The organism is Sphingomonadaceae bacterium OTU29LAMAA1, from assembly GCA_024072375.1.
Classification (GTDB): Bacteria; Pseudomonadota; Alphaproteobacteria; order Sphingomonadales; family Sphingomonadaceae; genus Sphingomonas.
The window spans coordinates 3,420,151-3,434,938 of record CP099617.1 but is presented as its reverse complement, the minus strand read 5'-3'; the positions used below and the strand labels follow the sequence as shown (position 1 = coordinate 3,434,938).

General features: G+C 67.5%; 13 protein-coding genes. 3 read left to right on the top strand and 10 right to left on the bottom strand.

Annotated features, from left to right (window positions below; translation table 11 throughout):
- A complete protein-coding gene (locus NF699_16440; GenBank protein USU04608.1) occupies positions 1 to 543 on the bottom strand; it encodes a hypothetical protein in 543 nt (180 codons plus the stop codon).
- Positions 544 to 548: 5 nt separating this feature from the next.
- Positions 549 to 2,090, bottom strand: a complete 1,542-nt coding sequence (locus NF699_16435) for a CoA-acylating methylmalonate-semialdehyde dehydrogenase (protein USU04607.1) — start codon at positions 2,088 to 2,090, stop codon at positions 549 to 551.
- An 81-nt stretch (positions 2,091 to 2,171) separates the two neighbouring features.
- On the opposite strand from NF699_16435, the gene NF699_16430 reads away from it, so the two are divergent.
- On the top strand, positions 2,172 to 3,056 hold the full coding sequence (locus NF699_16430) for a LysR family transcriptional regulator (GenBank protein USU04606.1): 885 nt from the start codon (positions 2,172 to 2,174) through the stop codon (positions 3,054 to 3,056).
- A gap of 278 nt (positions 3,057 to 3,334) precedes the next feature.
- Here NF699_16430 and gyrB read toward each other — a convergent pair whose 3' ends face one another.
- The 4 genes from gyrB to NF699_16410 all read right to left on the bottom strand — a co-directional run bounded on the left by gyrB (position 3,335) and on the right by NF699_16410 (position 8,747).
- The gene (gene gyrB, locus NF699_16425; GenBank protein USU04605.1) at positions 3,335 to 5,839 is read right to left on the bottom strand and encodes a DNA topoisomerase (ATP-hydrolyzing) subunit B; all 2,505 of its coding nucleotides are present in this window, start codon (positions 5,837 to 5,839) and stop codon (positions 3,335 to 3,337) included.
- 157 nt (positions 5,840 to 5,996) lie between these two features.
- The gene (locus NF699_16420; GenBank protein USU04604.1) at positions 5,997 to 6,755 is read right to left on the bottom strand and encodes an OmpA family protein; all 759 of its coding nucleotides are present in this window, start codon (positions 6,753 to 6,755) and stop codon (positions 5,997 to 5,999) included.
- A gap of 83 nt (positions 6,756 to 6,838) precedes the next feature.
- Positions 6,839 to 7,894 carry a DNA replication/repair protein RecF gene (recF, locus tag NF699_16415; GenBank protein ID USU04603.1) on the bottom strand — a complete coding sequence of 352 codons (1,056 nt, stop codon included), beginning with the start codon at positions 7,892 to 7,894 and terminating at the stop codon, positions 6,839 to 6,841.
- Between the two features lie 70 nt (positions 7,895 to 7,964).
- Positions 7,965 to 8,747 (bottom strand): ubiquinone biosynthesis protein COQ4, encoded by a 783-nt coding sequence (locus NF699_16410; GenBank protein USU04602.1) that lies wholly within the window; start codon positions 8,745 to 8,747, stop codon positions 7,965 to 7,967.
- 159 nt (positions 8,748 to 8,906) lie between these two features.
- Here NF699_16410 and NF699_16405 point away from each other — a divergent pair, with 159 nt between their 5' ends.
- Complete coding sequence (locus NF699_16405) at positions 8,907 to 9,203, top strand: response regulator (GenBank protein USU04601.1); 297 nt, start codon at positions 8,907 to 8,909, stop codon at positions 9,201 to 9,203.
- 29 nt (positions 9,204 to 9,232) lie between these two features.
- Here the strand turns inward: NF699_16405 and NF699_16400 are convergent, their stop codons facing one another.
- Positions 9,233 to 9,748: a metallophosphoesterase gene (locus NF699_16400; GenBank protein ID USU04600.1), complete on the bottom strand. Its 516-nt coding sequence runs from the start codon at positions 9,746 to 9,748 to the stop codon at positions 9,233 to 9,235.
- A gap of 117 nt (positions 9,749 to 9,865) precedes the next feature.
- On the opposite strand from NF699_16400, the gene NF699_16395 reads away from it, so the two are divergent.
- Positions 9,866 to 10,951: a retroviral-like aspartic protease family protein gene (locus NF699_16395; protein USU04599.1), complete on the top strand. Its 1,086-nt coding sequence runs from the start codon at positions 9,866 to 9,868 to the stop codon at positions 10,949 to 10,951.
- Positions 10,952 to 10,957: 6 nt separating this feature from the next.
- Here NF699_16395 and NF699_16390 read toward each other — a convergent pair whose 3' ends face one another.
- The 3 genes from NF699_16390 to NF699_16380 all read right to left on the bottom strand — a co-directional run bounded on the left by NF699_16390 (position 10,958) and on the right by NF699_16380 (position 14,698).
- On the bottom strand, positions 10,958 to 12,511 hold the full coding sequence (locus NF699_16390; protein ID USU04598.1) for a hypothetical protein: 1,554 nt from the start codon (positions 12,509 to 12,511) through the stop codon (positions 10,958 to 10,960).
- A complete protein-coding gene (locus NF699_16385; GenBank protein ID USU04597.1) occupies positions 12,511 to 13,932 on the bottom strand; it encodes a DUF4139 domain-containing protein in 1,422 nt (473 codons plus the stop codon). The genes NF699_16390 and NF699_16385 overlap by 1 nt, the downstream gene beginning before the upstream one ends.
- A 328-nt stretch (positions 13,933 to 14,260) precedes the next feature.
- Positions 14,261 to 14,698: a TM2 domain-containing protein gene (locus NF699_16380; GenBank protein USU04596.1), complete on the bottom strand. Its 438-nt coding sequence runs from the start codon at positions 14,696 to 14,698 to the stop codon at positions 14,261 to 14,263.
- Positions 14,699 to 14,788 lie beyond the last annotated feature (90 nt).

Sequence of the window (14,788 nt, the reverse complement as noted above, 5' to 3'; positions counted from 1 at the left end):
TCAGGCCGGGCAGCGGCTGTAGCGGAACGAGCCGGCGCGATCGGGCGAGCCCTTCGCCTCGCGCACCAGCGTCTTGCCGTCGTCGAGCAGGGTCAGCGTCGTCGGTTCGGACCAGGTCATCCCCTCCCCGCTCATCGGCAGGTCGAACGCGACCTGCGTCGGCTGGGTCTGGCGCAACTTGGCCGCCTCCCCGCGCGATTCGTAGAAGGACAGGCGGTTGCCCGCGATCGTCAGCAGGCCCTTGTTGTCGGCACGCTTTGGATCGCAATCGTTCGCTACCATCCCCCAGCGCCCGGTGAACGCCGCCGGCATCGCCGCGATCGGCGACGGGCTGGCGGTCGGCAGCGGCACCGGTGCCTCGACCGCCGCATTCCCCGGCGGGTCGAGCGGCACCAGCGTGTTCTGCGGATCGATCGACAGATTGCCCGGCGTCGGCTCGACCGCGGCACTGCCGCCGGATTCGTTGTTGGTCGTCTCGCCGCCCGAACAGGCGAGCAACAGCATGGCGGGCAGGACAGCGGCGGAAAGGATCGTCAGGCGCATCGGATTCAACCCATGGTGGGAATGACGAACGCATCCTGCACGCGCGAAGGTCCGCCGTCTTCGCTACCGCGCGGCAGTTCGGCGGTGCCGTCCGGCCAGCGTTGCGTGATCGTCTTGACCTTGGTCCAGAACTTCACGCCCTCCATGCCGTGCTGGTTGGTGTCGCCGAACGCGCTGCGCTTCCACCCGCCGAAGCTGTGGTAGGCGACCGGCACCGGGATCGGCACGTTGATGCCGACCATGCCGACGTTGACGCGCGCGGCGAATTCGCGCGCCGCATGGCCGTTACGGGTGAAGATCGCGACGCCGTTGCCGTATTGGTGCTCGCTCGGCAGGCGAAGCGCGGTCTCGAAATCGGGCGCGCGGACGATCTGGAGCACGGGGCCGAAAATCTCTTCCTTATACGCCGACATCTCGGGCGTGACCCGGTCGAACAGCGTCGGGCCGACGAAGAAGCCGTTCTCATGCCCCTGCAACGTGAAGCCGCGCCCGTCGACGACCAGTTCCGCGCCCTCGTCGACGCCGGTCTGGATCCAGTTCTCGACGCGCTGCTTGTGCGCGGCGTTGACCACCGGGCCGTAATGCGCGGCATCGTCCGTGGACACGCCGACCCGCAACGCGGCGATAGCCGGGATCAGCTTCTCGCGCAGCGCATCGGCGGTCTTCTCACCGACCGGCACCACCACCGGCAGCGCCATGCAGCGCTCGCCCGCCGATCCGAACGCCGCGCCGGACAGGTCGGCGACGACCTGATCGAGGTCCGCGTCGGGCATGACGATGCCGTGGTTCTTGGCGCCGCCCATCGCCTGCACGCGCTTGCCCGCCTCCACGCCGCGGCGGTAGACGTAATGCGCGATGTCGGACGACCCGACGAAGCTGACCGCGCTGATCGCCGGATGATCGAGGATCGCGTCGACCATCTCCTTGTCGCCATGGACGACCTGCAGGATGCCCTCGGGCGCGCCCGCCTCCAGCATCAGTTCGGCGAGGCGCACCGGCACCGACGGGTCGCGCTCCGACGGTTTCAGGATGAAGGCATTGCCGGTGGCGATGGCGACACCGAACATCCACATCGGGATCATACCGGGGAAGTTGAACGGCGTGATCCCCGCACCGATGCCCAGCGGCTGGCGCATCGAATAGACGTCGATGCCGGGGCCGGCCCCTTGCGTATATTCACCCTTCAGGATGTGCGGGATGCCGCAGCAGAATTCGATGACCTCCAGCCCGCGCTGGATGTCGCCCTTGCTGTCCGCGATCACCTTGCCGTGCTCGGACGACAGCAGGTGCGCGAGCGCGTCCATGTTCGCCTCGACCAGTTCCTTGAAGCGGAACATGACGCGGGCGCGGCGCTGCGGATTGGTCGCGGCCCAGCCGGGCTGCGCGGCCTGCGCCGCGGCGACGGCGCGATCGAGGTCGGCCTGCGTACCCAGCGTCACGCGCGCCTGCACCTGACCGGTGTTGGGATCGAAGACATCGCCGTAACGAACGCCGGCACCCGCTCCACCTCCGGCATGGCCGACGATCAGATGATCGATATTGCGCATGAACCTCTCCATTATTGCTCGCAGGATCGCCTGCCGCGGCATTGTGCGCAACGCCGGATAGTGCGACACACACCTGCATAAATGCAGCCGCGGTGGGACGACCTTCAAGATTTCCTGGCGATCGCCCGCGCTGGCCAGATCGCGCGTGCGGCGGCGGCGACTGGCGTCGATCCCACCACGCTCGCCCGCCACCTGCGCCGGCTGGAGGCGACGCTCGGCCAGACCCTGTTCGAACAGACGCGCGAGGGGCAGGTGCCGACCGCCGCCGGGCAGGCGCTGCTCGCGACGGTCGAGGCGATGCAGCAGGCGGCGGCGCGGATCGCCGCACCCGACGACGATCCCGATCACCTGACCGGCGTGTTGCGGGTCAGCGTGTCGGAGGGGTTCGGCACGTGGTTCGTCGCGCACCATCTGCCCGCCTTTGCCGCAAGCCATCCCGCACTCACCGTCGATCTGGTCGCGAGCAGCGGCTTCCTCAATCCGTCGCGGCGCGAGGCGGACGTGGCGGTCTTGCTGGCGCGGCCGCAGACCGGACCGGTGGTCAGCGGCAAGCTGACCGACTATACGCTCGGCCTCTACGCATCGCAGGCCTATGCCGCGCGCCATCCCCTGCCGACGACGGCGGCGGAGGTGCGAGCCCACGACCTGATCGGCTACGTCCCCGACCTGCTGTACGCGCCGGAGCTGCGCTATCTGACCGAGATCGAGGAAGGGCTGGAGCCGCGCATCCGCAGCTCCAGCATCAACGCGCAATACCGGCTGGTCGCGGCGGGAGCGGGTCTCGGCGTGCTACCGCGCTTCATCGGCGATGCCGACGAAACGTTACGGCGGGTGCTGCCCGATCGCACCATCCGCCGCTCGTTCTGGCTAGTGACGCACCAGGACATGCGCGAGGCGAAGAAGGTGCGGACCTTCCGCGACTGGCTGACAGGGCTGGTGAAGACGCACCGCGCGCGGTTCGTGTGACGCCTTGCGATCGTCCCACATCCCACCGGACGATTTCAGGGGGCCACGGCGCCACGAGGCCAGTCTGGATCGATGTTCGGCCGCATCACTGACGCCGTCATTGCGAGCGTAGCGAAGCAACCCAGGGTTCCGCGCGACGCTCTGGGTTGCTTCGCTACGCTCGCAAGGACGGGTTCCGTGGCTTTTGTCTCGCCCCAGAACGACGCGGAACACGTCCGGGGTGACGAGGGAATTGCCGAGGGAGCCCCGTCCGACAACGGACGGAGCCCGCCCCAGGATCACACGTCCAGATTCGCCACGTTCAGCGCATTGTCCTGAATGAACTCGCGCCGCGGCTCGACGACTTCGCCCATCAGCTGGGTGAAGATCATATCCGCCGCCGATACGTCGTCGCTGGTCACGCGCAGCATCGTGCGATTCGACGGATCGAGCGTCGTTTCCCACAATTGGTCGGCGTTCATCTCGCCCAGCCCCTTGTAGCGCTGGATCGCCAGCCCCTTGCGGCCCGAAGCGAGGATCGCGTCGAGCAACTGCGACGGCCGCGCTACCAGGCTCTCGCCACGCGCAACGACATTGGTGACGCTCCCGATCTGGCCCTCGCCTTCCGGCGTCGGCTCCGCATCCTCGGCAGCCGCGGCGGCGCCCTTCAGCGGCACCAGCTTGCCCGCGGCGACGAAGCTCTCCGCCTGCTCACTCGCCAGCGAGTGCAGCTTGCGCGCCTCGGCGCTTGCCAGGAACGTCGCCTCGACGATGTGGTGATCGGTGACGCCGCGCCACAGCCGTTCGAAGTGGATGCCGCCATCCTCCGTCAACCGCGCGGTCCAGCGCGCTTCCTCGTCGCCCGATTCGAGCCGACGCGTCACCTCGGCCACCGTCGCCTCGCGCTGTTCGCGCGTGAACGTCGGGTCGAGCGCGCCGCCCAGCGCCAGCACCTCGATGATCACCGGATCGTAGCGCCGCGGCACGTAGCGCATCAGCGTCCGCATGCGGCGGGCATGGTCGAGCAGGCTCTTGAGGTCCTGCCCCGAACGGTGCCCGCTCGGCGCCTCGAACACCATCGACGACACGCCCGCGTCGACCAGATATTCGTCTAGCGCGCTATCGTCCTTCAGATACACTTCCGACCGGCCCTTCGTCGCCTTGTACAGCGGCGGTTGCGCGATGAAGAGGTGGCCGCGCTCGATCAGCTCGGGCATCTGGCGATAGAAGAACGTCAGCAACAGCGTGCGGATATGCGCACCGTCGACGTCGGCGTCGGTCATGATGACGATCTTGTGGTAGCGCAATTTGTCGGCGTTGAAGTCGTCGCGGCCGATGCCCGTCCCCATCGCCTGGATCAGCGTCCCGATTTCGCGGCTGGAGATCATCCGGTCGAAGCGCGCGCGTTCGGTGTTGAGGATCTTGCCGCGCAACGGCAGGATCGCCTGGAAATGCCGATCGCGACCCTGCTTGGCCGAACCGCCGGCCGAGTCGCCTTCGACCAGGAACAGTTCGGACTTGGCCGGGTCCTTCTCCTGGCAATCCGCCAGCTTGCCGGGGAGTGAAGCGATGTCCATCACGCCCTTGCGCCGGGTCAGCTCGCGCGCCTTCTTCGCCGCTTCGCGCGCCGCGGCGGCGTCGATCACTTTGCCGACGATCGACTTGCCGTGCGCGGGATTCTCTTCCAGCCACTCGGCCAGCTTGTCCGCCATCAGCGATTCGAGCGGCTGGCGCACCTCGGACGAGACCAGCTTGTCCTTGGTCTGGCTCGAAAACTTCGGATCGGGCAGCTTGACCGAGACGATCGCGGTCAGCCCCTCACGCATGTCGTCGCCGGTGAGGGTGACCTTCTCCTTCTTCAGCAGCCCCGACTTCTCGGCATAATTGTTGAGCGTGCGGGTCAGCGCCGCGCGGAACGCCGCCATGTGCGTGCCGCCGTCGCGCTGGGGGATGTTGTTGGTGAAGGCGAGGACGTTCTCGTAATAGCTGTCGTTCCATTCCAGCGCGACGTCCATCGTCACGTCGTCGCGCGTGCCGTTGATCGCGATCGGTTCGGGGAAGAGCGGCGTCTTCGCCCGATCGAGCCACTTCACGAACGCGGCGATCCCGCCCTCGTAATACAGCTCCACCGTCTTCGGCTCGTCGTGGCGCGCATCGGTGAGGAACAGGCGCACGCCCGAATTGAGGAACGCCAGCTCGCGATAGCGGTGTTCGAGCTTGTCGAAGTCGAATTCGGTGATCTTGAACGTCGCAGGGCTGGGCAGGAAGGTAACGCGCGTCCCCTTCTGGCCCGGCTCCGCGGGACCGACGACCTTCAGCGGCGACACGGCATCGCCGAACGCGAAGCGCATGTAATGCTCCTCGCCATCGCGCCAGATCGTCAGATCGAGGAATTCGGACAGCGCGTTGACCACCGACACGCCGACGCCGTGAAGCCCGCCCGACACCTTGTAGGCGTTGTCGTCGGACGTGTTCTCGAACTTACCGCCGGCGTGGAGCTGGGTCATGATGACCTCCGCCGCCGACACGCCCTCTTCGGGGTGAATGCCGGTCGGAATGCCACGACCGTTGTCGGTGACGCTGACCGATCCGTCGGCGTTGAGCTGGATGTCGATCCGGTCGCAATGCCCGGCGAGCGCTTCGTCGATCGCGTTGTCGCTGACCTCGAACACCATGTGGTGGAGGCCCGATCCGTCGTCGGTATCGCCGATATACATGCCCGGCCGCTTGCGCACCGCATCGAGGCCCTTCAGCACCTTGATCGAGGAGGCGCCGTAGTCGTTCGTATTCTGGGGTTCTGCCATAGCGATTATATAGGGATTACGAGGGCGGAACGAAAGCAAAATGGCGCCATCCTGCGGGGCGGAGGTACGTCACCAGCTGGGCGACCCACGGGAAGGCCCCCTAATTCAGCTTCGCTGCCACCTCCCCCGCCAACGCGGGGGAGGATCGGGACGATCTTCAGAACTCCGTCGCGCGGCGGCCGAGCAGCGTCACCTCGACGCGCCGGTTCTGACGCATGCCTGCGGCGGTGGCGTTGGTCGCGACCGGACTCGCCTCGCCATGTCCGGCGACGCTGAACCGCGCCCGAGTCACACCCATCGCGTCGAAGGCCGAACGGACGCTGGCCGCACGGCGTTCGGACAGGTCCTGATTATGCGCATCGGACCCGCGCGAATCGGTGAAGCCGTCGATCGCCACCCGCACCCCGCCGTTCGAGCGCAGATAGCTCGCCAGCGGTCGCAACTTTTCGATCGCGCCCGGCCGCAGCACATCGCTGTCGGTCGCGAACAGCACGTCCTCGGACAGGGTCAGCGTCGCGCCACGCGGCGTCTGACGAAAGCCGTAATCGTGCATCGCACGGCGATCCCACTGGCCAGGTACGACGGTGCGCGTCTCGACTACGACGGTCCGATCGCGGGCATCCCAGTCGAAGCCATCCCGCCGCGCACCGGCGACGCGCACGAAGGCGGCGTTCGCATCCGCCGCCTCGCGTGGCGAGATACGGCCATCACGATTGCGATCGAAGTTCCGCATCACGAACGCGCGCCCACGCGGCGTGCCGCGCAATGCGGGATCCAGCCCCTGCACACCCGCGCCGATCAGGCGATAGGCACGGTCACCGGGACGCCCGCCGCTCCAGTCCCAGCGGTCCTGCGCCAGTGCCGGCGTGGCGACGGCAGTCAGCGCGGTCGCCGCGATAACGATCGATTTCAGCATGTAATCCTCCATATCCCCGCCCGATGGCGGCGGAATGGAGCAACGGGCTTGAACCACCGGTGACCCGCACCGACAGCCGCGGTTCAGCCAACCGAAACCCGCGTCGCACGATCATCGATGCCGGCGAACAGCGCCGGCTCGGTGCCGGTCATCCACACCTGCCCGTGGCCGGACAGCCGGTCGAACAGCGCATTGCGCCGTACGGGGTCCAGATGCGCGGCGACCTCGTCGAGGAGCAGCACGGGCGCGTGCCCCGTCCGCTGCGCGACCAGCTCGGCATGCGCCAGCACGATGCCGAGCAGCAGCGCCTTCTGTTCTCCGGTCGAGGCGAGCGCCGCCGCCTGCCCCTTGCCCAGATGCGTCACCGACAGATCGGCACGATGCGGCCCCGCCAGCGCCCGTCCGGCGGCGGCGTCGCGCGCGCGATTTTGACGCAGCTCGGCCAGCAGCGCCGCGCCGTCGCCGCTCCATCCCTCCAGCGCGATCCCGGCACGGGCGAACGGCCCGTCGGGTTGCTCGACCAGCCGGCCGCCGAGCAGTGCGACGGTGTCGTGCCGCGCCGTCAGGATCGCATCGCCATGGTCCGCCATCTGCGTTTCGAGCGCACCCAGCCAGTCGGGATCGGCTGGCTCGTCCGCGCCCAGCAGCCGGTTGCGCGCGCGCATCGCGGCGTCGTAGCGCGCGGCGTGATGCGCATGCGCCGGCACCAGCGCCAGCGTCAGCCGATCGAGAAATCGCCGCCGCTCGCCCGCCGGTTCGACGAACAGCCGGTCCATCGCCGGCGTCAGCCACAACACCGTCAGCCATTCGGCGAGCGTATTGGCGGTGGCGGCGGCGCCCTGGATGCGCACCTGCCGCCGTTCGGGCGCCGCGGCCAACGTGCCGGTAGCAACATCGACCGCGCCGCCCGCCGCCGCCAGCGTCGCAGCGACGCCGAAGCCGCCCGGCCCACCCTGCCGCTGCATGTCGGACAGCGCCGCCCGCCGCAGCCCGCGGCCCGGGGCCAGCAGCGACACAGCCTCCAGCACATTCGTCTTGCCCGCGCCATTCTCGCCGGTCAGCACGACGAAGCCGGCGCCAGGATCCAGCACCAGCTCCGCATGATTGCGGTAATCGGTGAGGCGAAGGCGCGACAGCATCGCGATGCGACTAGGCTGCGGACCTATCGACGGCAATGGCCGTGATAGCCGTCAGGTCGCCTGGAAGCCCCTATGCCAAAGCCGCCTGTGCCCGCTCCTTCTGCGCCGAAGCATAAGAAGCAAGCGTCGCGCCCAGTACCGTCTGTGCCTGCCGGTACGCCACCGGCTCCGCGATCCTCAATCTTGCCCGGGCGGCGTCGATCGGTTCGTGCATCAACGCCTCGTAATCCTCACCAAGCAGCCACGCAGCGCGACGGCCGTTGCGATAGCCTTCGCGCACCGCCCTGGCGAACAGGGTGCCGCCCGTCGCCCGCAACGACTTCAGCGCCGCACCGCCGGCGATGAAGGCCCAGCCGAGGCCCCGCGTTTGGGCGTAGGAAAAGGCGACCAGACATGCCTCGCCCATCGTCTCGTCCGCCTTGTAGCCGGTCAGGACATGCCAGATGTCGTGAACGTCGCGCGTACGCCGGCCCATCCAGGCATAAGGATGGACAACATCGGTTTCGTCGGGGTCGAGCCGGCTCACCTCGACCAGTCCATCGGCGGAATAGCCCGTCGCCGCCAGAAATTCGCGATAGGCTGCGCCGACCGTGCCCGGGACGAATCCGTCCACCCACGTCCGGTCGGAAAAACGCTGCGACAGTTCGACGCGTTCATAGGCGATGCGGCCACCATCGCTCGTCGCGATCAGCCGGGCATAGCCGTTGGCGGTATCCCCGACGTTCAGCGATCGCATGATCCGGAACACCTGCGTCGTGTCGTCGCCATCGGCGAGCAGCTTGCGCAGCGCATCGAACGCGGTGCGCCACGCGCGTTTGCCGGTCGTGCCGGGAAAGGGAGGAAGCTTCGCCATCGGCCAATTTCCTTACTGACAAGGATGTCAGTATAGCGAATGGTGGACCTATCTTCAACAGGGCGGCGCAGATCGGCCGGGATTCCGACCTAATCCCAGGGGATCGGATTACATTTCAAGCGGTTGTCGAACGGTAGTGGATGCAAGCAGGAGCCGCCGGTGCTGTCGGATAAACGCGTGTTGATCGTCGAGGATGAGTGGATGCTTGCCGAACATCTCGGCGCCATCGTCGAACGGGCTGGCGGAATCGTCATCGGCCCTGTCCCCAGCGTCGAAGAGGCGATCGCGCTGCTACCCACCGGTTCCGACACACTCCCGGGTGCGGCGACGCTCAATGTAAAGCTCCACGAGGACGTGTCCTATCCGGTCGCCGACCGGTTGGCGGAACTCGGCATCCCTTTCGTCTTCATCTCCGCGAACCAGCGGCACAGCATGCCCGATCGCTTTCGGGATTGACCCTTGCTCGCCAAACCGTTCACCGATGCTCAGGTCCGGGTCGCGATCGCGGCGCTGTTCGACTGACCGGTCAGGCCGGCCAGCGCGACCGGGCGATACCCGCGCGGATCGACGCCGACATCGAACTGCCGCGGCATCGGCTTCAGCTTGCCGTGGCTATGCCCGTGCAGGTTGATCGCACCGCGATGCTGGCGGTTCCAGCTGCGAAACGGGTAATGGCACAGTACGCAGAACCGGTCGTCGACCACGATCTCGGCATAATCGGCGACGCTGGCCCAACCCGGCACCTGCGCGATCGCCGGATCGTCGTTGTTGCCCCGAACCAGATGCTTGATACCGTTGAGCTGCGCCAGCAGCGGGGCGACGTCGTCCAGCCGCCGCGCCACGTCGCCCAGATGCCAGATGTCGTCATCGGGCGCGACAACCGCATTCCAGCCAGTAATCATGGCGGCGTCCATCGCCGCCGTCGCCGCGAAGTCGCGCTTGTGGATGTTCAACGTACGGTGATCGCCGAAATGCGTGTCGGCGGTGAACCAGATCGCCATGGCAGCGGTATGTCCTGACCGGAGGGCTCCGCCTGCAACACGGCACGGGCTCCCACGTTCCCCTGCCCGCGATGACGCCGCATTGGCTGTTTGCCGGCACCGGTGCTAGGATCCGTCATGGCCGCGCCACGCGCTCTCTGCATCGCTACGTTGCCGCTGTTGCTGGCGGCGGCGGCGATGCCGCAACAGGCACCCGATCCGCCGCGCCGCGCACCAACGATCCCGCTGCACGAGGCGATTCTGGACGACCGGCTGGAGATCGCGGGAAACGACATCGACGCGGTACAGATCGAAACGCGCATGGCGGTCGACGTCAGGATCGATGGGCGTGGCCCCTACCGGTTCGTCGTCGACAGTGGTGCCGACCGCAGCGCGATCGGGCAACGGCTCGCGTCCGACCTGCGCCTGCCTGCCGGCGACCCGGTGATGCTGCACGGCATGGCGGGTGCGAGCCGAACCGAAACGGTGATGATCGGCACGCTGGCGGTCGGCGGCAGCGTCGCCACGGATATCGCGGCGCCGGTGCTGCCCGAACGCTTTCTGGGTGCCAGTGGATTGCTGGGCATCGATGCGTTGCGCGGGCAGCGCCTGATGCTCGACTTCGATGCGGATACGATCGCGATCGAGGACACACGCCGTCCGGTGCGGGCGCAACGCGACGAGATCGTCGTCACCGCCCGCCGCCGCGGCGGTCAGTTGATCCTGACGCAGGCGCGCGCCGGCGGCGTGCCGATCCGTGCCGTCGTCGATACTGGCTCGCAGCTCACCATCGGCAATCTGGCGTTGCGCGACGCCCTGTTCCGCCGCCGCAAGCCGCCGGTATTCAGCTCGGCCACGCTCGTCGGCGTGACCGGCGACCAGATGGCCGTTGCGGTCGCGATAGTGCCGGAAATGCGGATCGGTGGCATCCAGCTGCGCGATGTGCCCGTCGCCTTCGCCGATCTGCCACCCTTCGCCCTGTTCGAACTGCGGGATGTGCCGGCGATGATGCTCGGCACCGACCTGATGGGAAATTTCCGCCGTGTCTCGCTCGATTTCGGCGCCCGCAAAGTGCGCTTCCAGCTGCGGCGCTGCCAGACCGGCGGGGCGGGCTTCGGCGGACGCTCGATGTTCATGCACGATACCGGGACCCCGCCCGCATCGAGTTGCCCGCCTCGCCCGCGTCGCATGCCGCCCGTCGAGCCGGTCGCCGCCCTACCGTAGCGGAGGCTAGCGGTAGCGCAGCGTCGCCGTGCCATGCGCCGGCAGCGTCATGCGCCACGTCGCGATACCGTCGATCTCGGTCAGGGTCGCGCCGACCGGCTTCACCTTCTCGCCGGCCCTGCCGATCGGCAGTTCGACATCGACCGCACCGCGGTTGGCGTTGGTGACGGTCAGGACGGTGTCGCCATCGGCGATCCGCGTTTGCGTGACCAGTACCTGCGTGCTGGTGCCGGCGCCGATCCGCACCGTCTCGCCGACCGCCCGATCGCCCAGCGTGCCGGTGCCGAGCAGCAGCCGTTCGGGTCCGCCCGTGCCGGGTCGATCCGCATAGAGGGCGGTGGTGCCGTCCGGCAGCGGTAGTCCCAGCGCGTCCTCCTTTCGATTGCGCACCACCAGAACCATGCCGACCGGCGCAGCGGACAGCGTCTCGCCCTTTCCGATCCGCCGCCGATAGCGCCGTTCGAACGGCACCCGGTTGGCGAGCAGCAACGCTACCTGCTTTTGCGCGCGCGGCGCGACCGTCACCGGCATCGGCACGGTATAGAGCTTCAGATCGCCGAGATCCTCTGGCGGAGGGGGCGGCGCCATCATGGCCGGGGCGGGCGGCGGTGGTGGCGCGCTCTCCGCCATCATCATACGCGAGCCTGTGACGACGATGTCCTGGGATTCCTCCAGTTCGATGCTTCTCAGGTCCGACGTCGTCGTACCCAGCGGAAAACAGGCGAGGCGCAGGCCCGCCGCCCGGCGCATCCACTCGTCGGTTGCCGTCCGGTTGAGCCGCCCCGCCACCGCCTTCACCCGCGCGTTCCGGAACGTCTCCGGATTGCCGTTGGCGACTGTCAACCACGCGAACAGGTCGATCGTCCGCCCGTCCGCCGCCATCGTCGCGACATAACTCGCCGACCAGTCGAAGCCCGAGGTCAGGTAGGACAAGGTCACCGTCGCGGTGCGTGCCGACGGCGTGTCGGTCGCGACGCTGAGCACCGGCCGTGCCGACAGCCCGCGCGGGACGCCGTCGAACGCCAATGCCTCGGGCAGGCCGGAACAGCGCAGGCTCTCGATACCCGCCGCCGTCTTCAGCACGACGCCCTGTGCGGGACCGGCGACGACCGTCGCCGCCTCGCTGCGCCGCCGCCCGGTCGCAGGGTCGGTACGGGCCAGCGTAACCGTCCGTCCCAGCGTACCGTCGATCAGCGACGCGGGCGACAGCAGCCGCGCATCGCGGTTCTTCTCGATCGTCCCGCCGGGCAGGCCGTCGATGATCGCGCTCACCGGCACGATGCCTTCCGCTACCCCTTCGAAGCGTACGATCGCCGGCCCTTTGGGCAATTGCACCGTCCGCGTTTCGGTGACCAGCGCGAACCCTTGCAGATAGTCCAACTGGATACCCGCACTGCCCCGGTCGGGATTGCGATAGACCGTCACCGCGACCTGCCCCGGCCCCGGCGACACGACCGTCGCCGGGCCGACCTGCGCCAACGCAGGAGGACTGGCGAGCAGCGCCAGCGCCGGCCCACCGGCGAGCAGCGCGCCAGCTCCGGCCCACCGGGGCGTACGCATCAGTAGCGGGTTTCGAAGGTCGCCGTCACGATCGTCTCGCCGTTCGCGGGAACCGGCACCTGCCAGACGGTGCTGTCGGCATCGCGCCGCTCGCTCTTGCGGCTTTCGGCGATAATGCGCGTATCGGTCCAGTCGAACCCGCTCTGCGTCAGTTCCACCGTCACCGGCGTCCGCTTCGCGTTGGTCAGCGTGTACCGCATCGCCGTCCGCCACTTCCATTCGCTCAGCCGCGTCCGCTCGACCACCACCGGCAGCACCTTCACGTCGAAGGCATCGCCGGTTTTGAGCGCGATCTGCGATCCTTGCGGGCTATGGTCGATCCGGTTCTCGCCGGTGAACTGCGCCTGCCCGCGCGCATCGCGGACATAGACCCGCACCGTCCCCGCCGGCAGCGCATCGCCGAGTCCCGCTCCGGCGGAATTGGCGAAGCGCAGAACGCTCGCCGCGCTGCGCGGCTCGGTCGCGGTGCCGAGCCAACCGTTCTCGAACGCATAGCCCGATTGCGCCGCAGCACCCTTTACGTCGAGGAAGCTCACCTGCTTGGTCTGCTTGTCGGCGATCGTCGTCCTGCCAGGCAGCGGATAGAGGTAGAAATCGCCCAATTGCTCACGCGACGCCGTTTCGGTGCCTGCCCGTTCGATCCGGCCTCGCGGACGCGGGCGATAGCTGTTGCGATCGCCCTCGCCATCCTCGGTCGCCACCTCCCCCGCGACCAGCAGCGTGCGCGCATTGTCGAACGTCGTGCCGCTGGTGTTCTTCAGCGTCACCCAGCCCTGCACGTCGATGCGTCCGCTCCTGTCGTCGAACAGCGCCACATAATCCGCGCTCCACCCCAACCCACGGCTTAGATAGGAGAGCGTCGCGGGCCGCGTTCCCGCACGATTGCTGTCCAGCATCACCGACAGCGTCGGGCGTGCCCGCAGCGATGCCGGCACGCGGTCGAAAATCGCACGGACCGGCAATCCGTCGTCACGCAGCACCTCGATCCGCTCGCCAATCTGCAGCACCACGCCGCCGTTCACCGCCAGCACCCTGGCCCGCTCGCGCGTTTCCGCGCCCGTCGCCGGATTGGTCCGCAACAGCGTGATCGTCTCGCCCACCGCCTTTTCCATCAGGCTCGACGGGCTGAGCAGATCGTAATCGAAATTCTGTTCGACGATCCCCGCATCGGCGATGTTGAGCGACACCGTCTCCGGCCGGATCGACGCGCTGACGTCGGGGAAATCCTGCCGTACCTGCCCGCGCGCGATCGGTAGTTGCCGCACGTCCTGCACCAGCGCGACGTCATTATTGTAGATGGTGACCGATACGTCGCCCTGCGCCCCCCGCGACGCGCCCGGCACGGTCTGCGCGGGCGCCTCCTGCGCTACAATGCCCTCCGGCAGCATCAGCATCGCCAGTCCGAATACCGCCGTCCGCATCGTTGCTCTCCCCGTCATCGACGGTTGTGGCCCGGTTGCAATACGCTGGCAACGCTTGAAATATTACAGTTGCGTGAAACGCATGCACAGTTGCAAGCAACAATGTTGCGCTCTTATGTAATGATCGCCATCTCCTGATTGCCGGATATTTTGCCGGCATGGAGACTACCACAATGCGTATGTTCGAAACCGCAGCTAGCAGCATGCTGGCGATCGCGGCTCAGGCGCTGGTGGTCGGGGTGATCATCACCACCCTCTGACCTATCGGCCCGCCCGCCCCTTCGGCCCGCTTCCGGGCGAGAGGGCGCGGCTTGTCCGGCCATTCCGCTCAATCCTTGCGCGGATATCGCGCGGCAAATTCCCGGTCCGACATCATGAGATAGCGGATCATGTCGATCAGCGCCCATGGCCAGGTCAGCAGCATGCCGACCACAGTCATACTCAGCACCAGCATTACGATCGCCGATCCGGTCCGCCCCGTGTAGAAGCGATGCAACGCCAGCGGTCCCAGAAAGAACGCCAGCAGAGCCGCGACCAGCTTGTTGCGATCATTCACCGGTTCGCGCGGCGGTGGCGGTGCCAGCACGTGACGGGTGCCCGCAACTTCAGGCATCGGAAACACGCTGAGCGCGCGATCGCCATTCGATTCGAAATCGACCTTCAGACCAATCGCCGGCTCGCCGCGTTGTGCCCAGTCCTCAGGCGTGAACCGATACCGCTGTCCGTCATCGCCGGCAACCAGCCCCTCACCGGTCCGCGAATCCACACCCAACACCTGTCCACGCATGCACATCCCCCGATTCCGTAAGCGCAGCATTGTGGCGATTGGCGTTTCGGGCGCAACCTAAAAGCCTGT